The organism is Pseudomonas sp. 15A4, from assembly GCF_016925575.1.
In the GTDB taxonomy this organism is placed as follows: domain Bacteria; phylum Pseudomonadota; class Gammaproteobacteria; order Pseudomonadales; family Pseudomonadaceae; genus Aquipseudomonas.
On record NZ_CP068986.1, the window covers coordinates 4,181,206 to 4,206,113 of the forward strand.

General features: G+C 62.3%; 17 protein-coding genes and 2 pseudogenes. 9 read left to right on the top strand and 10 right to left on the bottom strand.

Annotated elements, in window-relative coordinates; all coding sequences use genetic code 11:
• Positions 1-223: 223 nt before the first annotated feature.
• The 8 genes and pseudogenes from JN403_RS18460 to JN403_RS18495 form a co-directional block, all read right to left on the bottom strand.
• Positions 224-3,322, bottom strand: a pseudogene (locus JN403_RS18460) (error-prone DNA polymerase).
• Positions 3,319-4,746 (bottom strand): DNA polymerase Y family protein, encoded by a 1,428-nt coding sequence (locus JN403_RS18465; protein ID WP_205483646.1) that lies wholly within the window; start codon positions 4,744-4,746, stop codon positions 3,319-3,321. Before JN403_RS18465 ends, JN403_RS18460 begins: the two are co-directional and overlap by 4 nt.
• Positions 4,747-4,753: 7 nt before the next feature.
• Entirely contained in the window at positions 4,754-5,371 is a 618-nt protein-coding gene (imuA, locus tag JN403_RS18470) for a translesion DNA synthesis-associated protein ImuA (RefSeq protein WP_205487507.1), read from the bottom strand.
• Entirely contained in the window at positions 5,371-5,988 is a 618-nt protein-coding gene (gene lexA / locus JN403_RS18475; RefSeq protein WP_205483648.1) for a transcriptional repressor LexA, read from the bottom strand. The genes imuA and lexA overlap by 1 nt, the downstream gene beginning before the upstream one ends.
• A 108-nt stretch (positions 5,989-6,096) precedes the next feature.
• Entirely contained in the window at positions 6,097-6,900 is an 804-nt protein-coding gene (locus JN403_RS18480; protein ID WP_205483650.1) for an isocitrate lyase/phosphoenolpyruvate mutase family protein, read from the bottom strand.
• A 76-nt stretch (positions 6,901-6,976) separates the two neighbouring features.
• Entirely contained in the window at positions 6,977-7,516 is a 540-nt protein-coding gene (locus tag JN403_RS18485; RefSeq protein WP_122537246.1) for a methylated-DNA--[protein]-cysteine S-methyltransferase, read from the bottom strand.
• Positions 7,517-7,657: 141 nt separating this feature from the next.
• A complete protein-coding gene (locus tag JN403_RS18490; RefSeq protein WP_205483651.1) occupies positions 7,658-8,578 on the bottom strand; it encodes a DNA-3-methyladenine glycosylase in 921 nt (306 codons plus the stop codon).
• Between the two features lie 286 nt (positions 8,579-8,864).
• Positions 8,865-9,545, bottom strand: a complete 681-nt coding sequence (locus JN403_RS18495) for a hypothetical protein (protein WP_172611952.1) — start codon at positions 9,543-9,545, stop codon at positions 8,865-8,867.
• Positions 9,546-9,988: 443 nt separating this feature from the next.
• Between JN403_RS18495 and JN403_RS18500 the strand changes: the two genes are divergently transcribed.
• From JN403_RS18500 to JN403_RS18530, 7 genes are all read left to right on the top strand, one after another.
• Positions 9,989-10,975, top strand: a complete 987-nt coding sequence (locus JN403_RS18500; RefSeq protein WP_205483653.1) for an aliphatic sulfonate ABC transporter substrate-binding protein — start codon at positions 9,989-9,991, stop codon at positions 10,973-10,975.
• Between the two features lie 101 nt (positions 10,976-11,076).
• Positions 11,077-11,850 (top strand): ABC transporter permease, encoded by a 774-nt coding sequence (locus JN403_RS18505; protein ID WP_240357010.1) that lies wholly within the window; start codon positions 11,077-11,079, stop codon positions 11,848-11,850.
• 995 nt (positions 11,851-12,845) lie between these two features.
• Positions 12,846-13,829, top strand: coding sequence for a LacI family DNA-binding transcriptional regulator (locus tag JN403_RS18510; protein WP_122625499.1), 984 nt, complete (start codon positions 12,846-12,848; stop codon positions 13,827-13,829).
• A gap of 104 nt (positions 13,830-13,933) precedes the next feature.
• Positions 13,934-14,755, top strand: a complete 822-nt coding sequence (locus tag JN403_RS18515) for an AP endonuclease (RefSeq protein ID WP_205483657.1) — start codon at positions 13,934-13,936, stop codon at positions 14,753-14,755.
• Positions 14,748-15,713: a sugar kinase gene (locus JN403_RS18520; RefSeq protein WP_205483659.1), complete on the top strand. Its 966-nt coding sequence runs from the start codon at positions 14,748-14,750 to the stop codon at positions 15,711-15,713. Before JN403_RS18515 ends, JN403_RS18520 begins: the two co-directional genes overlap by 8 nt.
• Positions 15,714-15,784: 71 nt before the next feature.
• Positions 15,785-17,101: an MFS transporter gene (locus JN403_RS18525; RefSeq protein WP_205483661.1), complete on the top strand. Its 1,317-nt coding sequence runs from the start codon at positions 15,785-15,787 to the stop codon at positions 17,099-17,101.
• A gap of 15 nt (positions 17,102-17,116) precedes the next feature.
• On the top strand, positions 17,117-18,097 hold the full coding sequence (locus JN403_RS18530; RefSeq protein ID WP_205483663.1) for a D-glycerate dehydrogenase: 981 nt from the start codon (positions 17,117-17,119) through the stop codon (positions 18,095-18,097).
• A gap of 243 nt (positions 18,098-18,340) precedes the next feature.
• Here JN403_RS18530 and JN403_RS18535 read toward each other — a convergent pair.
• Positions 18,341-19,965 (bottom strand): annotated as a pseudogene (locus JN403_RS18535) (methyl-accepting chemotaxis protein).
• A gap of 388 nt (positions 19,966-20,353) precedes the next feature.
• Between JN403_RS18535 and JN403_RS18540 the strand changes: the two are divergent.
• Positions 20,354-20,635: a DUF1652 domain-containing protein gene (locus JN403_RS18540; RefSeq protein ID WP_122534818.1), complete on the top strand. Its 282-nt coding sequence runs from the start codon at positions 20,354-20,356 to the stop codon at positions 20,633-20,635.
• An 18-nt stretch (positions 20,636-20,653) separates the two neighbouring features.
• Here the strand turns inward: JN403_RS18540 and JN403_RS18545 are convergent, their stop codons facing one another.
• The gene (locus JN403_RS18545) at positions 20,654-23,095 is read right to left on the bottom strand and encodes a UvrD-helicase domain-containing protein (RefSeq protein ID WP_205483665.1); all 2,442 of its coding nucleotides are present in this window, start codon (positions 23,093-23,095) and stop codon (positions 20,654-20,656) included.
• 387 nt (positions 23,096-23,482) lie between these two features.
• Here JN403_RS18545 and JN403_RS18550 point away from each other — a divergent pair, with 387 nt between their 5' ends.
• Positions 23,483-24,178: a pirin family protein gene (locus JN403_RS18550; protein ID WP_205483667.1), complete on the top strand. Its 696-nt coding sequence runs from the start codon at positions 23,483-23,485 to the stop codon at positions 24,176-24,178.
• Positions 24,179-24,908 lie beyond the last annotated feature (730 nt).

A 24,908-nucleotide genomic window follows, 5' to 3' on the forward strand; every position in this document is an offset into this window, starting at 1 on the left:
GGATCGGGCAGGTGAACATTCTGTAGAGGATTGCCCGTCGTCAAGACGCCACGGTATCGCGGAGCAGATGCAGTCCATGTGGGCGTGAGCTTGCTCACGAAGAGAGCATTCCAGTCGCTAAAGATTCTGCGGATGGACTGCCCTTTTCGCGAGCAAGCTCGCGCCCACACTGTTTATCACCGGTAGCTCGGCGATAACGTCATGTTCGATGTGTCCCTGCCCATCACTTGAAATCCCGACTGCGCACGTCGAGCCCGGTGAGCATCGGCGTGAGGTCGAACAATCGCTGGGCGATGACGTGGCGCACGCCCTTCTGGTATTCGAACTTGCCGAACACCTGCATCAACTGCGACCCCACCAACACCTTGCGCTGACGCTCGGCCAGATCACGCCAGACCACGACGTTGATCATGCCGTGTTCGTCTTCCAGGGTGACAAAGGTCACGCCGCTGGCGGTACCGGGCCGTTGTCGACCGACGACAAGACCGGCGACGCTGAAGCTCCGACCATGTTCTTCATCCAGCAAATCCTTAGAACTGCGAAAACGCTTCGCGGCGAGTTTATGGCGCAGCAGGGCCAACGGGTGTGGGCCGAGGGTGGTGCCGAGGGTGTCGTAATCGGCTGCAAGGTCCTGGGCGACACTCGGCAACGGCAGCGCGACCTGGGCCTCTTCGCCAAAACAGTCATCGCCGAACAACGGCCGTTGCATCTCGACGCCGGCGATCTCCCAGCGCGCCCGATGCCGATGCCCCACCAGGCCTCGCAATGCACCGGAATCCGCCAGCGCAGCACGGGCCCGATTGTCCAGTTCGGCGCGAATGCACAGGTCGGTTACGTCTTTGAAATCCCGTACGCCGCGCGCCTGTTCGATGCGTCTGGCATCCTCCTCGCGGAAGCCGCGAATCATGCGCAGGCCCATGCGGATCGCCAGGTTCTGGTTGTACTCCCGGCCAGCCACCGGCTCCAGCGAACAGTCCCAGTCGCTGTAACGCACGTCCACCGGATGCACGTCGATGTGGTGGCGCCGGGCGTCTTGCAGCAATTGATCAGGGCTGTAAAAGCCCATCGGCCAGCTGTTGATCAGCGCACAGGTAAACGCCGCCGGCTCGTGGCACTTGAGCCAGCAACTGGCGTAGGTCAACAGCGCGAAACTGGCGGCGTGGGATTCCGGGAAGCCATAGCTGCCGAAGCCCTTGATCTGTTCGAAAATCCGCTGGATGAACTCGTCGGGGTAGCCCTTTTCCTTCATGCGCTCGCTGAGGCGAATGCGATGGGGCTCGAGACCGCCGTGGCGTTTCCAGGCGGCCATGGAACGGCGCAGTTGATCCGCCTCCCCGGGGAATAATCGGCAGCGACGATCGCCAGCTGCATGACCTGCTCCTGAAACAGCGGCACGCCCAACGTGCGCTCGAACACCACTTTCAGTTCTTCGGACGGGTACGTCACTGCCTCTTCGCCGTTCTTGCGGCGCAGGTACGGATGCACCATGCCGCCCTGAATGGGCCCGGGGCGGACGATGGCCACTTCGATCACCAAGTCATAGAAGGTATTGGGCTTCAAGCGTGGCAGCATGGACATCTGCGCCCGCGACTCGATCTGGAAGACGCCGATGGTGTCGGCGCGGGTGATCATGTCGTAGGTCGGTTTGTCCTCGGAAGGAATGGTCGCGATGGTCAGATCGTAACCACGATAGCCCCTGACCAGATCGAAGGTCCGGCGCAGCGCGCTGAGCATGCCCAAGGCCAGGATATCGACCTTGAGCAGGCCCACCAGATCGAGGTCGTCCTTGTCCCATTGAATAATGGTGCGGTCCGCCATGGCGGCGTTTTCCACCGGCACCAGGGTTTCCAGCGGGTGCTCGGAAATCACGAAACCGCCGGGGTGCTGGGACAAATGCCGCGGGAAGCCGATGAGTTCGCCGGTCAGCGTCAGCACCCGCCGCAGGATCTGACTGTCGGGTTCGAAACCGCATTCGCGCAGGCGTTCGGCGGGCGGCATGCTGTCGCTCCAGCGGCTGAAACAGTCGGCCAAAGCGTTGATCTGATCGGGGGCAAACCGAGGACGCGCGCCACATCGCGGACCGCTCCCGCACCGTGGTAGGTACTGGCAACGGCGGTCAGCGCCGCCCTGCCCCTTCCGTATCGACGGAACACGTATTGCAGGACTTCCTCCCGCCGTTCGTGCTCGAAATCGACGTCGATGTCCGGGGGCTCGTCGCGCTCTTCGGAGATGAAACGCTCGAACAGCAGATTGCTTTTTGACGGGTCCAGTTCGGTGATGCCCAGGGCGAAACACACTGTGGAGTTGGCCGCCGAGCCTCGGCCCTGGCAAAGAATGTGCTGGTCGCGGGCGAAGCTGACGATGTCATGCACCGTAAGGAAGTAACTCTCGTAGCGCTTGGCCGCAATCACCTTCAGCTCTTTTTCGATGTTGCTGCGGGCGACCTCCGGCACGCCTTGAGGCCAGCGACGGCTTGCGCCCTGCTCGGTCAGATGCCGCAGCCAAGTGCTGGGGGACTGGTCAGGCGGTACCAGTTCATGGGGGTATTCGTAGCGCAATTCACTGAGGTCGAAGGTGCAGCGCCGGGCGATGTTTACGGTTTCGATCAGCAGGCTTGCCGGATACACCTCGCCGAGCACCGACAGCGGCCGCAGATGCCGCTCACCGTTGGCAAACAGCCGATGCCCTGCCTCGGCCACGGTGGTGTGGTGGCGAACGGCGCTCATGGTGTCCTGCAAGGCCCGACGACCGCGAGCGTGCATGTGCACGTCGCCGCTTGCGACGGCTGGAATCGCCAGGGCCCGTGCCATACCGAGCAGAGTGTTAAGGCGCTTTCGATCATCCGGACCGCAATGCAACTCGACGCTCAGCCACAGATTCTGCTGAAAAATCCCACGCAGCCATGCGCCTTGTTCCCGCCGCGTCGGAACGTCCTGATCAAGATCCGGCAGCCAGAGCGCCAAAAGCCCCGAGAGCGGCGGCTGGAAGTCCTCGCGCAGCAAACGGTATTCGCCTTTCTTGCTTCGACGCCGACCCTGGGTGATCAAGCGACACAAGGCTTGGTAACCGGCAAGATTCTCCACCAGCAAGACGATTTTCGGCCCGTTCTCGACAGTGATTTCGCTGCCGATGATCAGCGGCAGTTCACATTCCTTCGCCGCCTGCCACGCCCGCACAATGCCCGCCAGGGTGCATTCATCGGTAATCGCCAGCGCTTGATAGCCGTGCAGCCTGGCGCGCTCGAACAGCTCCTTCGCACTCGACGCCCCGCGCTGAAAGCTGAAGTTCGATAGGCAATGCAGCTCGGCGTATCCCCGCTCATGCGAACCAGCCGTGCAGCAACAGGTTGCTGTCACCGACGCTGCGGTACGCCCAGCCGCGCTGGCCATTGCGGGTTTCGACGAGGTAGTAGTCGCGGCGCACGTCGCCGCCGTCCCACCAGCCCGACTCGATGCGCTCCGGCCCGGCCAACACGCGCAGGCCGGGCTCGGTCAGTAACTCCGGCTCAGGCAACAGCCAGCCGGGGCGTGGCACTTTAAGGGTCAGCGCCAGCGGTTTGCTGGGGGATGCTGACAGCGAGGCGTGTTCCGGGCGATGGTCGGCATTGAAACCCAGCCCTGCGACCGCTTCATCTCCAAGCCGGGCACGCAGGCGTTCGCGCAGCTGCTCCCAGGGCATGGTCTGCTGCGGACGGTCGTCGAACAGCTCGCGGTGAGTGGGCACAAACGCCGGCAGGTCCTTGGCCTGCAATCTGAGTGCGCGCACCGGCGAAGGCACTTCGACTTGCTCCAGACGGCCACGCGCCAGCTCGAACAGCATGTTGGCTTCGCGCTCGGCGCTGAGCAGGCCGACGGGAATCTGCGTGTCCGGCGCAACGCTGCCAACGCTCGGCACGTGCTCCAGATGAATCACGAAACGCTGAACGCCGCTGTCGCGCCCGGCCAGAAACACCGCCAGATCGGCAATCATGCGCTTGAGCGGAAACAACAGCGCCTGATGGGATTCGACGTCGAAATTCAGCTCGATGCGGGTATCGAAACGGTCCGGCGGCACATAGCACTCCAGCCCCATGGGCCTGCGCCCAAACAGCGTGTCGAGGTGTTGCAGCACGGCCGCCGGGAAACGCCGGGCCAGGGTGTCGCGGGGCAACGCCTCAACCTGTCGCACGCGGTGCAGCCCCATGCGCGCCAGTGCAGTGGCGACTTCGGTTGGCAGGCCGATACGGTTGACCGGCATCTGTGCCAGCACCTCGTGCAGCGTGTCGCCCTCGGTCACGGCAAGCCCATCATGGGCGTTGGCGAGCATGCGGGCCGCCAACGGGTTGGGCGCCGCAACGATGCGGTGGGTGAAGCCCAGTTCGGTCAGTTCCTGACGCAGACGCGCTTCGAACACCGGCCATGGCCCGAACAGGCCGAAGCTGGATTCGACCTCCATCAACAGCACGCGCGGGTACTTGAGGCTGACGTGGGAACTGAAACGGTAGGCCCAGGCCGCCAGCAAACGATGCCAGCGCTCGGTTTCGTCCGGGTCGTATTCGACCGTGGCGAATTCACGGGTCATGGCATGGGCTGCGGTCAACGACTGGCCGGCACGCAGGCCTATGGTTCGGGCCGCCGGGTTGACCGTTTGCAGCACCCGGCGCTGGGCCGTGCCGCTGATCAGTGCCAGCGGTTCTGCAGGGTTTTCGCGACGACGCATGACGCCGTCCAGCGCCAGCTGCGGGAGGAGGACACAAGCCCAGAGCATGGCAACCTCAGGCGTCAGCAGTGAACGGAACGGGGGAAGACGGCGCCAGCCCGCCGCGACACTTCAGCACCCGCAACTGACTGGGGCGTGCATCGATCGCAATGCGCAGCGCGGCCGGTGACGGATTGGCCGCCGCCTCATGCCCGCGGCAGGCAAAGGCCAGGGTTTCACCGGTTTCGGCGGCCACCTGCAACCGCCGCAAGGCGCGGTCGTCGACTTTGGTGGGCCAGCACAACACAGCGCCGCAACTGCCCGAACGCAGGCATTGCTCCACCGCCCACAAGGCATCGCGCTCGTTGGCATGAATGATCGACAACTGCTTCAGGTCGATGCCCGCCATCTGCCAGGCCTGGGCATAGGGCAAAAAAGGAGGCGCAACCAGCACGATGCGCTCGCCGCTGTCAGCGAGCCGCGCCAGGGTTGGCCACATCAGCCGCAACTCGCCACTGCCGTTGGCCGCCACCAGCACTTCGGTCATCGCTGCAGGTGGCCAGCCGCCCAAAGGCAACGCTGCATCGAGTGCCGCGTGGCCGGTGGGCTGCGCGGCCACCGAAGCAACCTGCTGACGCCCCTTCCAGACGCGACGCTCGTCCAGCAGCGCGTCGAGGCTGACCACCGCGCCCATCATTCCCGGCGTACCAGGCCACAGAACACGCCTTCTATGGCGAAGTCCTGGTCTGGCCGAACAATGATGGGTTGATACGCAGGGTTGCGCGGCAGCAGGCGCAGCTGATCATCGCCGCGCTCAAGGCGCTTGATGGTCACTTCGCCATCCAGTCGGGCGACGATGATCTGCCCGTCGCGGGCCTCGGCGCTTTGCAGGATGCCCACCAGATCGCCGTCGAAGATGCCGTCGTCGATCATCGAGTCACCGTTCACCCGCAACAGGTAATCCGGGACGCGCATGAAGGTGCGGCTGTCCAGCGTGAAGGTGTCGTGGTGATCGAGATCGGGCCCGATGGGCGCACCGGCGGCCACTCGGCCGAGCACGGGTATGTCGAGCATCTGCGGACGTGGGCGAGTGTCCAGCAGGCGGATACCGCGGGCCTGATTGGCGACGACTTCGATCAAGCCGGCGTCGGTCAGGGCCACGATATGCTTGCGCGCAACACTGCGGGACGCAAATCCGAAGGCCTCGGAAATTTCAGCCAGGCTGGGAGGCTGGCCATTCTGGGCGATGCGATCTCGAATGAACGTGAGGATGGCAGCGCGTTTGGAGGATAGGGTCGTCATGGAGCACATTTGTACTCTTTTCGATTAACCCTGACCAGCGCCTCTTGTCGATCCGGCCGCCATTTTTGTAACAGAGCGGCGAATCCGGGGAATCCCCACCCTGCTCAAAAGCCCTGCCTAGCGCTCAAACAGCGCCTGAATCTGCGGATATGCGAGGCTGGTGTCGGTGACTGTCTCTGAGCGGCCCTCCTGCAGAAAATCCCGCGCCAGTTGTTCAGCCTGTCCCCACAGCGTCTGGGCAATGCTCGACCCGGCGCTCAAACGGCGCACGCCCAACTCGGCCAGTACGTCGGCGGCGGGCAGTCCCTGTCGCGCCAGTAGATTGATGGGCAGACCGATGCCTGCAACGACGGCTTTGATCTGCTCGACATCCACCAGGGCCGCGACGAACAGGCCGTCCGCGCCCGCCTCCCTGTACAGCTGGCCGCGCTTCAGGGTTTCTTCCAGACGCAGCTCATCAGGGACCAGACTCGCCAGGTACACGTCGGTGCGGGCATTGATAAAGACGTCCAGGCCGTTGCGGGCCGCCATGTTTTTGATCGCCTCGATCTTGCGGGCGAGAAGCGCCGGCGCGTCGGAACCATCTTCGATATTGATCCCGACCGCGCCGACGTCCAGCACCCGATTGACGTTTTCCGCGACGGTTTGCGGGTCGTCCGCGTAACCGTTTTCGATGTCGACCGACAGTGGCACCTTGATCAGCCGGGCGATGCCGGCCGCAACGCTGACGGCAATGTCGACCGGAAACACCCGGCCATCGGCATAGCCCTGGGCCCAGGCGACCCCGGCGCTGGTGGTCGCGATGGCGGTGGCGCCGAGGCTTTCGAACAGTCGAGCGCTGCCCGCATCCCAGGCATTGGGCAGGCGCAAAACGGTGGATTGGTGATGCAACGAGCGAAACGTCTGAGCGGAACCGGGCATGATCATCTCCATTGATTCGGTTTCGGGGCGGGTGCTTACTTTTACGGTGTGCGTGTGCGTGATTGCGTGGGCCAGTCTAGAACAGTGACGCCTGGGTCGAAGCCACTGCCTTGACGCGCTTTTCCCGGAGTGCGGGCTGATAACCCTCCAGGGTCAGCAGCAGATGCTTGGCGTCGAGGCCACCGGCAAAACCAGTGAGCGCTCCGGAGCTGCCGATCACGCGGTGGCAGGGGGCGATGATGGAAATCGGGTTCTTGCCGTTGGCGGCACCGACCGCGCGCACGGCCGCCGGGTTGCCGATCTGCAGGGCAACGTCGAGATAACTGCGGGTTTCACCGAAGGGAATGCTCAACAAGGCCTGCCAGACTGTCTGCTGAAAGGCTGTGCCATGGAATTCGAGCTCAAGGTCGAAGCGCTGACGCTGCCCGGCGAAGTATTCGGCGAGCTGGCGCTCAGTCCGGTCAAGGATATCGCTGCCGGTGTCTTCGCTCATCGCCCCCAGCAGCACGCGATTCGGGCGGTCGTTTTCCCACAGCACGGCGGCCAGGCGCGGGCCTTTGGCGATCAGTTTCAGCTGACCGACCGGGGAATCGATGAAACGGTAGGTGAAGATCATCTTCTGGCTCCTGCTCTGGTTTTTTGCTCTCGATACGGGCGCGCGGGGGTTATCTGGAATCTTCCGGGCATGGGCCGTACGCCGTCATACTACTCGCGCGCCCATCCCGAACCACCCGGTTCTTGCGCTCAAACTCCCCGGTCAGCCGCCCTTCTGCTTGCCCGCCGCATCCGCTGCGGAATTCCAGATGTGAATCGCGGCGTAGGCGCGCCAGGGTTTCCAGGCTTCGGCCCGCGCCTTGTGCTGCGGCAAACGGAGCAGCGATGGCTCTTGCTGGGTCATCAGGTTCATCAGCACCAGGTCGGCGGCGGGCCAGGCGTCCGGGTCACGCCAGGCGCGCATGGCGATGTATTCCACGGTCCAGGGGCCGATGCCGGGCATGGCCAGCAGCTGTCGGCGCACATCGCCGAGGTCGCCATGGCGAACGTCAAGGGACAGCTCGCCACTGGCCACCGCTGCGGCGAGACGCTGCAGGGTGTCGACGCGCTTGCCGGGCATGCCGATCTTGTCCAGGTTGGCCTGCGCCAAGGCCTCAGGCGTCGGGAAGCGCCAGGCCAATTGTGGATGCAACCCCTCGTTGACCTGAACCCCGGCGCGCTGCACCAGGCGACCGACAATCGTCGTCGCCCCCTTCACGCTGACCTGCTGCCCGACGATCGTGCGCACCGCCAGCTCGAACCCGGAAAAGGCCCCCGGCACGCGCAGCCCAGGACGACGCTGCACCAGCGATGCCAGCCACGGGTCTTGCGAGAGGGATTGGTCGATGGTGTGCGGTTCGGCGTACAGATCGAACATGTGTGAAACCGGCACGATCAGCTCATCAATGTACTGACTCACCTCGCCGTTGGCGGTCGCCAGCAGTTGCTTACCGCCCGGCGCCAGTTCCACCGTCAAGGCACCCTGGCTGCCCTTGAACTCTATATTGCGCAGGTAAACGCCCCCGACCACCGCTTCCACACCCGCCGTCATCCGCGCCGCGAAGAAATCGAGCATGCGCTGCCAGTTGAACGGCGGATTAAAGGAGATCAGGCGCGAGGCATGGGGCTGGAGAGCTTGAAGCATGGGGAGGCGCCGGCAGTCAGGGTCGGCTGACGCTAGCGGAATCGATGGAGGGGCACAAATTTTTCGGGCTGAAACCCATGATTGAGGGTGAGCAAACCGGCCTCTTCCCGGCTGAAGCCGGTCCCACCAAGAGATCGCGTGCACTCAGCAAAACTGGATGTCGCCTCGACTGTGGGGCCGGCTTTAGCCGGGAAAGCGTCAGGTGCCACGCTACAGAATCCAGGGTGATCATACTGGCCTCTTCCCGGCTGAAGCCGGTCCCACTAAGAGATCCGATGGATCCCCGTCAGCTCGGGCAGCCCACGGCCCCGCCATCAAGGTTCTGCTTGTAGTTTTCATACTGCAGGGTGGCCTTGCCGTCGTTCCACTTGAGGGTCAGGACCAGCACGGAGTCGAAGTCCTCGGCGACCCAGTCGTCGACCAGTTTGAGTTTCTCGCCCGATGCCTCCTGAGCAACTTTGTTGATCAGCTCCGGCAGATAACCGTGGGACCAGGCGGTGTAAATGGTGGCGTCGTGGTATTTGTCGCGCATCAGCTCATCGGCCAGATCGCCGGTGTCATTGGCGGCGAAGTCGATATTGACCGGCAGGCCCAGTTTGATCGCACTGGGTCCCACGGTCATGAGCGGGCGCAGGTAGCTGTAGGAATGATCGTGCTCGCCCTCTTCCACATGTCGGCTGGGGTTCGCGGCGAAGATGAAATCGGCCTTGCCGAAAGTGTTCGGCAGCACGGTAGACAGGTCGATGGCGCGGTTCAGGCCCTGGCAGTTCAGCTGGCCCAAGCCGGTTTCGGGCTTCTCGGCGTGGCGCAGAAACACCAGGGTCTGGGTGCCGTTCTTGGGCTCGGCATGCACACCCTTGCCCGCTGCGAACCAGAAAATGGCGGAAGCGATGAGCAGGGTCGGCAATAGAAAATAGGTCATGCGCTGCATCGCGCGGGACAACAGTGGTGGCGTTGAAAAGCTCATATGGGCATGAATTTCTGATGGCTCGTGATGGGCATGATGCCCGATGCAACGTCCTTGTCAGCGTGCGGCTCGGTGCAGTATGGCGAGCGAATATTTCCGTATAACGAATGCCAATCAGATCAGAAAATGCTCAAGAGGTTGCACGCAACCGCCTGATTTGCCGAATTAATCGCCCAACGGTCCTGGCCGTGTGTTTCGCAGGGAGTTAACCCAGAGCGTAAATAGCCCGGCGCAACTGTTTGCCCAGCAACACCTGATCATCAGACTGCTGTGCCATACGCAGCATTAAAAGCCATGAATTCCCGTAAATCCGGGCCTTCACCGACCCAACGTCCATGGCACAAAGCCTGCAATCTTCCAATCAAGCTAACCGATTCGCTCCGACTGTCGATTTCGTCTCAAGCAGCCGTACGCAGCTTCCGCCCTTTGATTGGACACTCACCATGACTTCGTTTCCTCGCCTCCCGACCTCGTTAAAAGTACTCGCCGGCGCGCTTGCACTGACCTTGCAATCGCTGGCCCAGGCTGCCGAGGCGCCACCCGCCGAGGTACATCTGGATTACGCTTACTATTCACCGGTCAGTCTGGTGCTCAAGCATTTTGGCTGGCTGGAAAAAGCGCTGCCAACGAGCAAAATCAGCTGGGTGTTCAGCCAGGGCAGCAACCGCTCGCTGGAATACCTGAACAGCGGCGGCGTCGACTTCGCCTCCTCTGCCAGTCTCTCGGCGGTGCTGGCGCGGGCCAACGGCAGCCCGATCAAATCGGTTTATGTCTACAGCCGCGCGGAATGGACAGCGCTGGTGGTGCGCAAGGATTCGACGCTGCAGAGCGTTGCCGATCTGAAGGGCAAGAAAATCGCCGCCACCAAAGGCACCGACCCTTACCTATTTACCCTGCGCGCCTTGCAGCAGGCGAAGCTGACCAAGGACGACGTCGAGCTGCTGCATCTGCAACACCCGGACGGCCGTATTGCGTTGGAAAAAGGTGACGTCGACGCTTGGGCCGGGCTCGATCCGCACATGGCGGCGAGCGAAATACAGGCCGGCTCGCGCTTGCTCTACCGCAACAAGGACTTCAACAGCTTCGGCGTGGTCAGCGTGACCGAGCGTTATGCGAAGGAACACCCTGAAGCGATCAAAACCGTCCTCGGCGCGTACGAAAAAGCCCGGGAATGGTCGCTGAAAAATCCGGACGAGCTGGCGCAATTGCTCGCCACGGAGTCAGGTCTGCCGCTGGATGTCGCCAAACTGCAATTGACGCGTACTGACCTTGGCAGCCCGCTGCTGACCGACAAGGACATCACCGCTTCGAAGGCCGCCGCGCCGATTCTGGTTTCCGAAGAGCTGGTGCGCAAAGGCACGAACGTCGACCAGGTCATCGACCGCTTGATCGACCCAGGCTTCGGCAACGCGGTCATCGCCAAGCCATGAGCAGCGCGCGGGGTCGCGAAGCCGGTGGCGGCGGTATCGAAAGCAGCGTCAGCCCCCAAGCGCAGAGGTTGGAGCGCGAGGCACCTGATGCCCAACCGACTGTGCGGCGAGCACGTGGGAATGGGCGGACCCGCTTGAAGGGTTTTGCCGTGCCGGTGGTCATTTTACTGTTGCTGGAAATCGCCGTGCGGGTGGGTTGGGTGCAGTCCTACCAGATGCCGGCGCCCAGTGAGATCGCCTCGACACTGATGGACCTGGCCGACGGCGCGCTATGGAAGCACATCGGCGCCAGCCTGACGCGAGTGCTGTCGGGGTTCGTCATTGGGGCGGGACTGGCGCTGGTGTTTGCGGCGTGGGTCGGACTCAGCCGCGAGGCGGAAGCGTATCTGGAGCCGACGTTCGCCGGCCTGCGCTCTATCCCGAGCCTGGCCTGGGTGCCGCTGTTGCTGTTGTGGCTGGGGATCGGGGAGACGTCCAAGATTGTGCTGATTGCCATCGGGGCTTTCTTTCCGGTGTACCTGAACGGTGTCGCGGCCATCCGCAACATCGATCGCAAGCTGGTGGAGGTGGGACAGATGTATCGCTTCAGTCGGTGGCAGATGGTTGTGCATGTGTTTTGGCCCGCCGCCTTGCCCGGCGTGTTCACTGGCTTGCGCTCGGGGTTGAGTCTGGCGTGGATGTTTCTGGTGGCGGCGGAGTTGATCGCCGCGACGAAGGGGTTGGGGTATTTGCTCAGTGATGGGCGCGAGACGTCGCGGCCGGATATTGTGCTGACGGCGATCATTGTGTTGGCGGTGTTGGGCAAGTTGACCGATGGGGTGCTGGCGATGCTCGAACGGCGGTGTTTGGCCTGGCGGGATGCTTTTACAGGCTGAGATCAAGATCAAGATCAAGATCAAAATCAAAATCGTCGGCCTAACGGCCTCGGTTTCGCCTTCGGCGAGTTACTTGGAAAAGCACCCCAAGTAACCAAAGGTGCCTGCTCTCGGTTTGGCCCGACTTCGTCGGGTTCCCTCACTCCGACGACGCTCCGTGGGCCCGCGCCGAACGGACATCCATGTCCTAGCGGCGCTCTCGCGGCATCCATGCCGCTCGGCCCACTGCGCGTCGTCTACGTTCGGCCTGCACCAAAGTCGCGTTTTGCGGTGTTTGAACTATCTCGGTTGAAGATCAAGATCCAAGGCTTCCCGGCTGAAGCCGGTCCTACAATTGGACCGCATGCTCTCGCGTGATGATCGTGCCCACGCTCCGCGTGGGTATGCATCCCAGGACGCTCCGCGTCACGTCACCCAGGCCTGAATGCGCGCTGTATTCGAGACGCGGAGCGTTCGGGGCGGCGTTACCACGCGGAGCGTGGGAACAATCAGAAATAGTGGCGGCGACCTCGACTGTAGGACCGGCTTCAGCTGGGAAGCCCTTGATCTGCTTTTGATCTGCTTTTGATCTGCTTTTGATCTTCGTACACAAAATGCCCAGACACCGCCCATCGCGACTTGGGTGCAGGCTGAACGCAGGTCTCGTGGAGTGGGCCGAGCCGCATGGATGCGGCGAGAGCGCCGTCAGGACATGGATGTCCGTTCGGCGCGGGCCCACGGAGCGAGACCGGAGTGAAGGAACCCCGACGCAGGAGGGGCCAAACCAGGAGCAAGCACCCTTGGTTACTTGGGGTGCTTTTCCAAGTAACTCGCCGAAGGCGAAATATCTGCCGTTAGGCAGATGCCTTCAAACCGATATTGACGCCCTTAAAGATCTGGTGTCTCCTGAAACCGGTTTCAGAGCCAAAGAGCTCCCCCATAAGCCTGCTGATAAATCCAATAAGGTCCAGGCCGTGAACAGCATATCCACCCCGACGCCGCGCACCCGCGTCACCATGAACGACGTCGCCGACCTCGCCGGCGTCTCCAAGGCCAGCGTCTCGCGCTTCATCGGCGATGACCGCCAACTGCTGTCCGACGCCATCGCCAAACGCATCGAACAGGCCATCGACACCCTCGGCTATCGCCCCAACCAAATGGCCCGCGGCCTCAAACGCGGGCGCACCCGTCTGATCGGCATGCTCGTCGCCGACATCCGCAACCCCTACTCCATCGCCGTCATGCACGGCGTCGAAACCGCCTGCCGCAAACACGGCTACAGCCTCGTCGTGTGCAACACCGACCGCGACGACGAACAGGAACGGCTGCACCTGGCCGCCCTGCGCTCCTACAACATCGAAGGCCTGATCGTGAACACCCTCGGCCATCACCTCGACGAACTGCGCGAACTGCACCGCGAACTGCCGATGGTGCTGGTGGACCGCAAGGTGGATGAACTGCACAGCGACCTCGTCGGCCTCGACAACGTCGCGGCGATCCGGCAAGCGCTGGATCATCTGCACGACGCCGGCTATCGCGATGTGCTGATGGTCACCGAACCCCAGGACGGCACCAGTTCGCGGATCGAGCGGGTCGACGCTTTCAAACACCAGATTGCCCAGCGCGCCGACATGCATGGCCAGGTCTGCGAAACCGGCGAGGCGTTGCGCGATCGGTTGCGCCACTTCCTCGCTCAGCAAGGCCCCGGCCCCAAAGCGCTGTTCACTGCCAACGGCGTCGCGACCCTGATCACCACCCGCCAGCTGCATGAGCTGGGCTGCCACCTGTTCAACGACGTCGGCCTGATCGCCCTTGACGAACTGGACTGGTACCCGCTGGTCGGCAGCGGCATCACCTCCCTCGCCCAACCCACCCATGAAATGGGCATCACCGCTTTCGAGTGCCTGCTCAATCGCCTGCGCGGCGATCTGGAGCCGGTGCGGCTGTACGACTTCCCTGCGCAATTGATCACGCGCGGCTCGACCCGACGACAGACCTGACATCCCACACAGATACCGCAGGTCAGGCCCTGCACACTGACGCGAACTTTTTCTCGGTTCGCTCGTTCGAACAAAAATGTAACCGGTTTCAGAGGACAATAATAATGACCCTACCATCCGTTGCCATCAGCCTCGGCGCCTTCGGTGCAGACCTTGTACGCGAGCAAGGCCAGGCCAGTTTCATACCTCTACTCGTCGATGCCGGCGTCAAGCGCATCGAGCTGCGCGAAGAGCTGTTCAGCCCCAGCGTGGATGCCCAGGACTTTCCTGCCCTTGCCCGGGCCATTCAGGCTCAAGGCCTGGAGTGCCTGTACTCGGCGCCCCTTGAGTTGTGGCTCGAAGGCGACACGCAACCGAACCCCGAATTGAAACCGACCCTGGAGCGCGCCACCGCGTGCGGTGCGTTCTGGCTCAAAGTGTCGCTGGGGCATTTTGGCGAGCACTGCGACGTCGCCGCGCTGGCCGATCGCCTGGCGCCCTACGACGTTCACGTGCTGGTGGAAAACGACCAGACCGAGCAAGGCGGCCGCATCGAGCCCTTCGTGCAGTTCTTCGCGCAGATCACCGCGCTGCAAATGCCCATCGGCATGACTTTCGACATCGGCAATTGGCGCTGGCAGGAACAGGCCGCCAGCGACGCCGCGCAGCAGTTGGGTCGTTACGTTGAGTACCTGCATTGCAAAGCGATCAGGGTAAATGCAGCGGGCAAGCTCATTGCCGTGCCGCCAGCGCCCGCCGATCTGCAAGCGTGGGAGCAGCTCATCATGCACATGCCGGTTAACCTGCCCCGCGCCATCGAATACCCGCTGCAAGGCGATGACCTGCTGCAGGTGACGCGCCAGCAGGTTGCCCTGCTCGCCCGCCTTGGCCAGTCGCGATTTACTCAATCCAACGCGACCGACGCGGAGGCGCTGAGCCATGTCTGAGATCGATATTCTCTCGTTCGGCGAAACCATGACCATGCTGGTGGCCGAGCAAACCGGGGACTTGGCGCAGGTTCGCCACTTCGAGAAACGCATCGCCGGCGCTGACAGCAACGTGGCGATCGGTCTGTCGCGGCTGGGCTTCAAGGTCGCGTGGCTGAGCCGGGTCGGCAACGACTCCATGGGCCGCTTCGTCACCGACAGCCTGCAGCAGGAAGGCGTCGATTGCGCTCACGTCACCGTGGACGCCGCGCACCCCACCGGTTTTCAGTTCAAGTCCCTGGAGCTGGAAGGCGCCGACCCGGTGGTCGAGTACTTCCGTCGCGGCTCGGCGGCCAGTCACCTGTCGGTCAACGACATCGTCCCGGAGCTGCTCAAGGCGCGGCATTTGCACGCCACGGGAATTCCGGCGGCGCTGTCCGACACCTGCCGGGAGCTTTCCCACGTGCTGATGACGCAGATGCGCGAGGCCGGTCGCAGCGTGTCGTTCGACCCCAATCTGCGGCCTTCGCTGTGGTCGAGCCAGGCAACGATGATCCGCGAAGTGAATCACCTCGCCAGCCACGCCCACTGGGTCATGCCGGGCCTGGCCGAAGGTGAGTTGCTCACCGGGTTCGACACCCCGGCGGACATCGCCCGCTTTTATCTGGACATGGGCGTCGAGGCAGTGATCATCAAACTCGGCGCCAAGGGCGCGTATTACCGCACCCAACTCAATGAGGCGTTCTTGCCCGGCGTGCCGGTGGCCGAGGTCGTGGACACGGTAGGCGCAGGCGACGGTTTTGCGGTGGGCGTGATCAGCGCGCTGCTGGAAAACCTCGGCTTCGAACAGGCCACTGCCCGGGGCAACTGGGTCGGCAGCCAGGCTGTGCAAAGCCGTGGCGACATGGAGGGCCTGCCCACCCGCGCCGCACTCGACGCCGCAGACGTCTCGGCAGGCGTGCGACGACAGAGCGCCTGAACGCTCGCTTTCACACACACCGAACCTGCATCACCTGCTGCGACAAAAACAACATGCTCAGGGAGCCTGAAATGGAAAAGCTGCTCGAATCCGTCAAACACGCCGGCCTCAAACGTCGCTGGCTTTTGATCATGCCCATCGTCTTCATCACCTACAGCCTGGCGTACCTGGACCGCGCCAATTACGGCTTCGCCGCTGCGTCGGGGATGGCCGAAGACTTGAATATCACCCCGGGCATGTCGTCATTGCTCGGTGCGTTGTTCTTCCTCGGTTACTTTTTCTTTCAGGTGCCCGGCGCCATCTATGCGCAGAAAAAGAGTGTCAAGAAACTCATCTTCGTCAGCCTGATTCTGTGGGGCGGCCTGGCCACCCTGACCGGCATCGTCTCCAATGCCTACATGCTGATCGGTATCCGCTTCATGCTCGGTGTGGTCGAAGCGGCCGTCATGCCGGCCATGCTGGTGTACCTCTGCTACTGGTTCACCAAGGCCGAACGCTCGCGCGCCAATACCGTGCTGATCCTCGGCAACCCGGTGACGATGCTGTGGATGTCGGTGGTGTCCGGCTATCTGGTGGCGCACTTCAGCTGGCGCTGGATGTTTATCGTCGAAGGTTTGCCGGCGGTGATCTGGGCATTTATCTGGTGGCGTCTGGTGGACGAGCGTCCGGCCCAGGCCAAATGGCTGACCGCTGAAGAAAAGACCGAACTGCAATCGCGCCTCGACGCCGAGCAGGTCGGCATCAAGCCGGTGAAAAACTACGCCGAGGCCTTCCGCTCGCCGCGCGTGCTGCTGCTGGCCGCGCAGTATTTCTGCTGGAGCATTGGCGTTTACGGCTTCGTGCTGTGGCTGCCGACCATCATCAAGAAAGGCATGCAGATGGACATGGTCGAAGCCGGCTGGCTCTCGGCCCTGCCCTACCTGGCGGCGGTGATCGGCATGGTGCTGGTGTCGTGGGCGTCGGATAAAACCCAGAAGCGCAAAGCCTTTGTCTGGCCACCGCTGCTGCTGGCTGCCGTCGCGTTCTACGGCTCGTACGCACTGGGCACTGAGCATTTCTGGTGGTCGTACTCGCTGCTGGTCATTGCCGGCGCCTGCATGTACGCACCCTATGGTCCGTTCTTCGCCATCGTCCCGGAAATTCTGCCGGCCAACGTTGCGGGCGGCGCCATGGCATTGATCAACAGCCTCGGGGCGCTGGGCTCGTTTGCCGGCTCCTACCTGGTCGGTTATCTCAACGGCGTCACCGGCACCTTGAGCGCTTCATACCTGTTCATGAGCGGCGCGCTGCTGGTGTCGGTGGTGCTGACGCTGCTGCTCAAACCGGACAGCAAGGCCCGGCCCCTGAGCGACAAGCCCGGCGTCGGTTCTGCGCCTGCCCATTCTTGATCGGAAACTCTTTTGATGACTCAGCATGTTGTGCTCTACAAGAAACTCTCGGCGCCGCTGATGCAGCGCCTGCAAGCCCAGGCCGAGGTCACGCTGATCGATGATCCGAAATCCAGCGACGGCCTCGCCCGTCTGCGCGACGCCCTGCCCCATGCCGACGCCTTGCTGGGCGCGAGCGTGAAACTGGACGCCGAACTGCTGGACCTGGCGCCGAAGCTCAAGGCGGTGTCCAGCGTTTCGGTGGGCGTCGATAACTACGACATCGAGTACCTCACGCGGCGCGGCATTCTGCTCACCAACACCCCGGATGTGCTGACCGAAACCACCGCCGACACCGGCTTCGCGCTGATCATGGCGACGGCCCGTCGGGTGGTGGAGCTGGCCACTCTGGTCCGCGACGGCCAGTGGCAGCAGAACATCGGGCCGAAGCATTTCGGGTCCGATGTGCATGGCAAGATCCTGGGCATCATCGGCATGGGCCGGATTGGCGAGGCGGTCGCCCAGCGGGGCCATTTCGGCTTCGGGATGCCGGTGATCTATCACAGCCATTCACCGAAGCCGGCCGTGGAGGCGCGATTTGATGCCCGTTATCGCAGCCTGGAAGACGTGCTGCGCGAGGCGGATTTCGTCTGCCTGACCGTGCCGTTGACCGCTGAAACCGAGGGGTTGATCGGTGCCGAGCAGTTCGCGCAGATGCGCCCCGAGACGATCTTCATCAACATCGCCCGGGGCAAGGTGGTGGACGAGCGGGCGCTGATTGCCGCGCTGCAGAACGGCCAGATTCGCGCGGCGGGGCTGGATGTGTTTGAGCAGGAGCCGGTGAGTCCGGACTCGCCGCTGCTGAAGATGGATAACGTGGTGGCGACGCCGCACATGGGCTCGGCGACCCACGAGACCCGCGAGGCGATGGCCCGCTGTGCCGTGGATAATCTGCTGACGGCCCTGGCCGGGGAGCGACCGAAGGATCTGGTCAACCCCGCTGCGTGGAATGGCTGATAGATACTCTGTGGGATATGGGAATGCTTGCGATATCACCCAGTTCGCAGGACCTCTGGGGGGACCGGGGTGAACTCAGGATCTTGGGCACGCCGCAGGACGTGTAGGAGTGAGCTTGCTCGCGAAGACTGAGGTTCGTCCGCTGGAGATCTAGCGGCTTTGCCACTCTATCCGCGAGCAAGCTCGCTCCCACAAGATTGCGCCGGTCCTTCAGGCTTGCGCGCCCCGAACAGACCGCGCGGCTTAAATCACAAACCGCGCCACCATCGCTTTCAGGTCCACCGCCAGTCTCGACAGCTCATGGCTGGCGGCGCTGGTCTGGTTCGCCCCGGCCGCCGTTTGCGCGGCGAGGTCGCGGATGTTGACCAGATTGCGGTCCACCTCCCTCGACACCTGTGCCTGTTCTTCTGATGCACTGGCGATGACCAGGTTGCGTTCGTTGATCTGCGCAATGGCTTCTGTGATCAGCTCCAGCGCATCGCCCGCCGAATTGGCCAGGCTCAGCGTGGTGCGAGTACTGTCGGTGTTGCGTGACATGGATTGCACGGCATCGCCGGTGCGCGTCTGAATGCCGGCAACCATCTGCTCGATTTCCGTGGTCGATTGCGCGGTCCGGTGAGCCAGCGCGCGAACCTCGTCGGCAACCACGGCGAACCCGCGACCGGCTTCTCCTGCACGGGCGGCTTCGATGGCGGCGTTGAGTGCCAACAGATTTGTCTGCTCGGCAATCGAGCGAATCACGTCAAGCACCTTGCCGATGTCACGGCCCTGGGCAGCCAGCCCTTCGACCAATCCGGAAGTAGCCTGGAGCTGCTGGGTCATGTCCTGAATCGACTTCACCGTGTCGACCACCCGATCACGGCCCTGACGGGCGGTCTGGTTGGATTGCTGTGACGCTTCGGAGGTCGACACCGCGTTACGCGCGACTTCCTCGACCGCCGCGGTCATCTCGTTGACTGCCGTCGCCGCCTGCTCGATCTCGTTGTTCTGCTGCTGCAGACCGCGGGACGACTCTTCGGTCACCGCGCTCAGCTCTTCGGCGGCCGACGCCAGCTGCGTGGACGAGCCGGAAATCAGCTCGATGGTCTGGCGCAAGTTGCGCTGCATCGTTACCAGGGCGAGCAAGAGCTGCGCCGCTTCGTCCTTGCCGTCGACGTCGATGGGGCGGGTCAGATCACCGGCGGCAATCTCTTCTGCCGCGCGCACCGCCCGTGAGAGCGGGTTGACGATACTGCGTGTCAACAACCACGCCAGCAGGATCGTCAGCAGCACGGCGACAACGGAAACACCAATAATGCCCAGATTGGCACTGTCGTACTCCTGGCGGGATAGCGCCGCTGCATCAGTTGCGCTCTTGGTGTTCATGAGAATCAATTGATTGATCTGCGCGCCCATGAGATCGGTGGCTTCTTTCATGCGGGTGTTGATCAACACGCGCATGTCTTCAATCTTGTCTTGACCTGACAGTTCCAGCACCTTGGCCTGAATTTCAAGGAACGTTGAAAGCGTCGCTTCGAACTGTTTGAACACCGCCAACTCTTCCGCCCCGGTCGGCAAAGCGGCGTAGGCTTTTTGGCAGTCTGCAATTTACCGATCAGTTCGGCGATACGCGCATCGGTCTCGCGCAGCGAAGCCGATTCGCGGTTAACGAGGGTTCGGAACGAGGTGATGCGTAAGCGCAGACTGTTTTCCAGCATCACACTCAACGTGGCGATACTGGGCAGCTGGTTGAATTCCATGTCGATGGTGGCCTGGCGTATCAACGCCATCCGGTTGACCGAGAACACGCTTAAACCAATCACCAGTGCGGCAATAAAAGCGAACCCGAGGAACGCGCGAGGCGCGATGTTCATGTTTCTTATCGACATGGATGATCTCTCTGGAAGGCCGTTGCTGCGCCGAGTCTTATTATTGACGTTCGCCTCGCTATCGGCCGCACGTTAACTTTCATGCGGGCGCTTTAAGCGTTTTGAGATATATATTTCTGCCAACCCGGTTTTACACAGAGGTATTAGATCGCTATAACGATTCAGCACTTTGTTGAACGATGACCCTGTAATAAGCGATTCATGACAAAGATCATCACAAAATGAAATTCTCGGTTCTGTAGGATTTATTTCCCGACACTGTCAGAACTCGGTGCTACCTTTACCTGACTCGTGGTCTGCGGGTCAGGCTTCATCACGCGACGTGTCGATCGCTGAAGCCTGAACAGACCTGCCGTTTTCCTACCCTGCGGAGCTTGTGAAGTGCTCGATTGAACGAGGTGGGTCCATGAATAAAGTGACATTCCCGAACGCCTGCCAGCTGATGCGCTGGCATTTTCATCCGGTGGGCTTCGAAGCCAACATGGATGCGCCCGGCAGCATGGTGGCCCGCCTGTTCGACAGGGCCAGCGGCGAGACAGTGATCGCGATCGCCGCCATCCCCTGCGCCACGGTGATGAATGCCACAGATGTCGAACGCATCATCGAAGCCATTGAGCTTGAAGTGGAAACCTTCATCCCGAGGCGCTCGCTGTACCTCAATCGGGCCTGAGCGCCTGTGCGTTTCAACTTATTCAACTGAAGTGCTGAGAGATTCGCCGGATGAAGTGCCAGGGGAAGAGGCCCCTCGGCGATCATCGAAAAACGCCTTGTCCCCCGCCACCCGGGCCGACGCACGTGGGATGTTCCCATCGTCATTGCCAGCAGACTCAACGAACCAGTAGCAGTGGCGAACGGCGCGCGTGATGGCCACGTACGCCAGACGCAAGACCTCATCTTTCTGCGCGTTGTCGAACGCTTCCAGATCCCCTTCCCGGCCCAGCCCCGTCAGCCGATAGACCTGATTCTTGTACGGCGATTGCGTCAGATGCTGGCAATCCCCAAGCAGAAACACCGCGTCGGCCTGTAGGCCTTTGGCGCTGTGATAGGTCAGTTGCTTGAGGCGACGGTCCTGGGGTGGCAGCCTGAAGTCGGCATCGGCGAGGGCCTGCAAGGCTTCCGGCAAGCGGCTGCGTTCACTGCCTTTGCGGTACAACAGCAGCACCGAGTCGCCGGCGTGGTAGTGCTCGGTCAGGCTGGCCAGCAGCCGGTCGTCGTCGCGGTCGAGCACGGTCACCGGCAGCAGCTCCTGCACCGGGCCGCTGGCGCGGGCCTTCTTGCCGCTGATTGCCGGCGCGGCACGGACGATGTGTTCGGCGGCGTCGATGATGTGCTGATGGCTGCGGAAGTTGTCGCTGAGCATGACCTTGGTGGTCGCGGGCGACGAAAACTCCTTGGGGAACTCCATGAAGAACTTTGGCGAACTGCCGCGCCAGCCGTAGATCGATTGCCAGTCATCGCCGACGCAGAGCAGTGATGAACGCTGGGCACCGCGCCCCACATGCAGCGCCGGGCCACGACTGCGGATCTCCCGCAGACTGGCGCGGATCCACGAGACGATCTGCGGCGAGACGTCCTGAAACTCGTCGATCATCAAATGCGACAACGGGCGCAGCCCTGCATCGCTGACCAGCTTGAGGTTTTCCGGCGAGTTTTCGCCAAACAGCGAAAACATCCGGTTGTAGGTCATCACCGGCGGCGATTGATCCAGCAGGTGGTTCTCGAACGCTTTCCAGAACAGGCTCAGCGCCTCGAAGAAAAACCGGTCAGGGTCCTGCTCGGAAAAGCTCATCTGCGCCACGGCGCTCGGCACATCCAGCCCGAGGTTTTCGATGAAACTGGTGGCTGCCACGAAACAATCCAGCAGTGGCGCCGCGCTCAGCTCGCCTTTGACCTTGTAATCGAAGCCCGGCCCCGCCACGGCCGTGCCAGACAATGACTGCATCATGCCCCGCGAGGCCTGGTAGTTTTCCAGCCAGATCACCGGCTTTCGGCAGAACGCCTGGAACAGCGTGCGCTTGATCACCCACTCCGCCCACACCGGCAGCTTGGCATCCGGGCGGCGCAGGTGCTGGTCTTCGCCGGGGTCGAAGCCGAGGACGATCCAGGCATCCAGCTCGGCGGCATACCCGTGGACGTGGAAGCTCAGGCCGCTGACCTCGACGGTCTGGCGCATCGGCTCGACACCCTGAATCGGCCAGGCGCCAGCGCGAATCCACAAGTCTTCGATGATGTCGCACAGCTCCTCGTCGCGCTTGGACGACAGGCCAATCACGGTGATGCGTTTCTGCACGTCCGGGTGATCGCGGTCCAGCTCCTTCAGTTGCAGGGACTGCCGGTACAAGGGCGCCATGACCTCGCGAAAACGCGGGCTGGCGGCGTATAGATCGCGGTAGCAGAGGTTCAACTGATGGCGCTGGGCGTCATTGATGCGCAGGTCGAAAGGGTTGCTGTCGGCGCTGTCGTCGATCAGCTGGCCCGACTGGCTGCTGAGGTTCTCGAAGGCCTGCAATTGCTCGAAACCCGGCAGGCTGCGCACCAACGGCAGAATGCGCGAATGGAACGTGCGCACCACCTCGCGGGCCTGACGCAGGGTTAGCTCATGGCCCCACAGCGTCATGATCTCGACCAGCTTGTTGATGAAGTCCTTGCGCGACTCGCGGGTGAAGGTCACCACAGTCATCGAGTCCAGCTCGAAGCCCAGGTAGTGGTTCAGCAACAGCACGCGCAGAACCAGCGACGTCGACTTGCCAGCCCCGGCGCCGGCAATCACGTAGGTCGAGGGTGTGTCGCTGAAAATCATCTTCCATTGCGCGGCGGTCGGTTGCGCGTGAGCAGGCAGTTTCTCGGCGACGTCCGCCTTGATGCGCTTTTTCAGCTCGTTGGTGAGGGGCAGGCGCCAGTCGTCGAACAGGTGATCGTCAACCCTCGGGCCGCGGTGCTCCAATGGCCGCGTGTCGCGGATCACCAGCACTTGCCGACCTTCTTCGATGCCATCGAAGCGGCCCTCGTTGTAGCCCTCGTTCACGCCTTCGGCATGGCCGTTGAGATAACCATCGGCATGACCCTGCTGCCACGACGGGACGTGCTGCGCCTGCATGCGCGACAAGCCGCCTCCGATCATGCGAGCCATTAGCCGTTTGAAGAACGGCAGACGTTCGGGGACGTTCAGGTCAGGCGGCAGCTGGTGGGAGGGCTGGCTGGAAGATTGAGGGGTAGCTCGGCGGAAAAATCGTGAGGCACGCGGGCTCCGGGTTTCGGCGTTATCGACAGGGCGCCTATGGTCGCCCCATTCGTCATTCAGCTCCAGTGAAATGCTTTCACGTCAGGGAGTTAGCCGATCAAGGGCAGAGGGTTTGTAGCCCGCACCAACGTGTAAGCATCGAATTAACCGATTGTAATCATGCAGAACTTACGCTTTTTATCGATGATACGTTGATAGATCATTGCCCCATCGACTGACAAGTCATCACCAGCGGCGCCCTGCCACAGGCCCGGCCCTGCTACGGAGGAACTGATCATGCTGCAACTTCGACCTTTCAAATCCCTTGGCGGCGCAGACCACGGCTGGCTGAATGCCCATCACCATTTCTCGTTCGCCAGTTACTACGACGAGCGCCGGATGAACTGGGGCCAACTGCGGGTCTGGAACGATGACGTGATCGAGGCCGGCACGGGCTTCCCGCGTCACCCTCACCGGGACATGGAGATCATTACCTATGTGCGTGAGGGCGCCATCACTCACGAGGACAGTCTGGGTAACCGCGGCCGTACCGAAGCGGGCGATGTGCAGGTGATGAGTGCCGGCACGGGTGTGGCGCACAGTGAATACAATCTGGAGTCGAAGGAGACGCGGATTTTCCAGATCTGGATCATGCCGGACGAGGTCAGTGCTCCGCCGTCCTGGGGTGCCAAGCCGTTTCCGAAAGGCGACCGCGAAGGCTTCGTGACGCTGGCGAGCGGCAAGGCGGACGATGACATCGAGCTGCGGATTCGGGCCAATGCCCGGTTGGTGGCGGCGAATCTGAAGGCCGGTGAGACGGCTGAATATGTCTTGGACGCTGGCCGCCGTGCGTATCTGGTGCCTGCCACTGGTGTCATCGAGATCAACGGTCTCCGTGCCGAGGCACGGGATGGTGTGGCGGTTGAGGATGAGCGTGTGTTGCGGGTGACGGCCATCGAAGACAGCGAGATCGTCCTGGTGGATGTCGCCTGATCTTTAAGAGCAGTAAATCAAGAGCGTCTGCCTGGGGGCAGACGTTTCGCCTGCGGCGACTTACTTTTGAAAAGCACCAAAAGTAAGCAAAAGTGCCTGCTCCTGGTTCGGCCCCTCGTTCCTCGGGGTTCCCTCACTTCGGTCCCGCTCCGTGGGCCCGCGCCGAACGGGCATCCATGCCCTGACGGCGCTCTCGCCGCATCCATGCGGCTCGACCCACTCCGCAAAACCTCCGTTCAGCCTGCACCCAAGTCGCGATAGGTGTCGTCTGAACTTCTTGTGTACCAAGATCAACAGCGCATCAAAGGCAGATCAAGGGCTTCCCGGCTGAAGCCAGTCCTACAAGACACCGCGTGCTTTCAGTGGGAACGGCTTTAGCCGGGAAAGCGTTAGTGGGCACGCCGCGAATTGATGGTGAATGAACCGGCCCCTTCCCGGCTAAAGACGGCCCCACAAAAGCGCCGCGTTTTGTCAGTGGGATTGGCGCGGACTGTAGGACAGGCTTTAGCCGGGAAGCTTTTGCTTTTGCTTTGCTTTGATTTGCTTTTGATGTTCTACGCGGTAGTCCAGACACCGCAAATCGCGACTTGGGTGCAGGCTGAACGCAGACGACGCGCAGTGGGCCGAGCCGCATGGATGCGGCGAGAGCGCCGTCAGGACAGGGATGTCCGTTCGGCGCGGGCCCACGGAGCGTCGTCGGAGTGAGGGTACCCTGACGAAGGAAGGGCCA

Excerpts from the sequence above, each read along its gene's own strand:
- JN403_RS18465 (WP_205483646.1), bottom strand. The coding sequence starts at position 4,746 with ATGCTCTGGGCTTGTGTCCTCCTCCCGCAGCTGGCGCTGGACGGCGTC.
- imuA (WP_205487507.1), bottom strand. The coding sequence starts at position 5,371 with ATGGGCGCGGTGGTCAGCCTCGACGCGCTGCTGGACGAGCGTCGCGTC.
- lexA (WP_205483648.1), bottom strand. The coding sequence starts at position 5,988 with ATGTGCTCCATGACGACCCTATCCTCCAAACGCGCTGCCATCCTCACG.
- JN403_RS18480 (WP_205483650.1), bottom strand. The coding sequence starts at position 6,900 with ATGCCCGGTTCCGCTCAGACGTTTCGCTCGTTGCATCACCAATCCACC.
- JN403_RS18485 (WP_122537246.1), bottom strand. The coding sequence starts at position 7,516 with ATGATCTTCACCTACCGTTTCATCGATTCCCCGGTCGGTCAGCTGAAA.
- JN403_RS18490 (WP_205483651.1), bottom strand. The coding sequence starts at position 8,578 with ATGCTTCAAGCTCTCCAGCCCCATGCCTCGCGCCTGATCTCCTTTAAT.
- JN403_RS18495 (WP_172611952.1), bottom strand. The coding sequence starts at position 9,545 with ATGAGCTTTTCAACGCCACCACTGTTGTCCCGCGCGATGCAGCGCATG.
- JN403_RS18500 (WP_205483653.1), top strand. The coding sequence starts at position 9,989 with ATGACTTCGTTTCCTCGCCTCCCGACCTCGTTAAAAGTACTCGCCGGC.
- JN403_RS18510 (WP_122625499.1), top strand. The coding sequence starts at position 12,846 with ATGAACGACGTCGCCGACCTCGCCGGCGTCTCCAAGGCCAGCGTCTCG.
- JN403_RS18515 (WP_205483657.1), top strand. The coding sequence starts at position 13,934 with ATGACCCTACCATCCGTTGCCATCAGCCTCGGCGCCTTCGGTGCAGAC.
- JN403_RS18520 (WP_205483659.1), top strand. The coding sequence starts at position 14,748 with ATGTCTGAGATCGATATTCTCTCGTTCGGCGAAACCATGACCATGCTG.
- JN403_RS18525 (WP_205483661.1), top strand. The coding sequence starts at position 15,785 with ATGGAAAAGCTGCTCGAATCCGTCAAACACGCCGGCCTCAAACGTCGC.
- JN403_RS18530 (WP_205483663.1), top strand. The coding sequence starts at position 17,117 with ATGACTCAGCATGTTGTGCTCTACAAGAAACTCTCGGCGCCGCTGATG.
- JN403_RS18545 (WP_205483665.1), bottom strand. The coding sequence starts at position 23,095 with ATGGCTCGCATGATCGGAGGCGGCTTGTCGCGCATGCAGGCGCAGCAC.
- JN403_RS18550 (WP_205483667.1), top strand. The coding sequence starts at position 23,483 with ATGCTGCAACTTCGACCTTTCAAATCCCTTGGCGGCGCAGACCACGGC.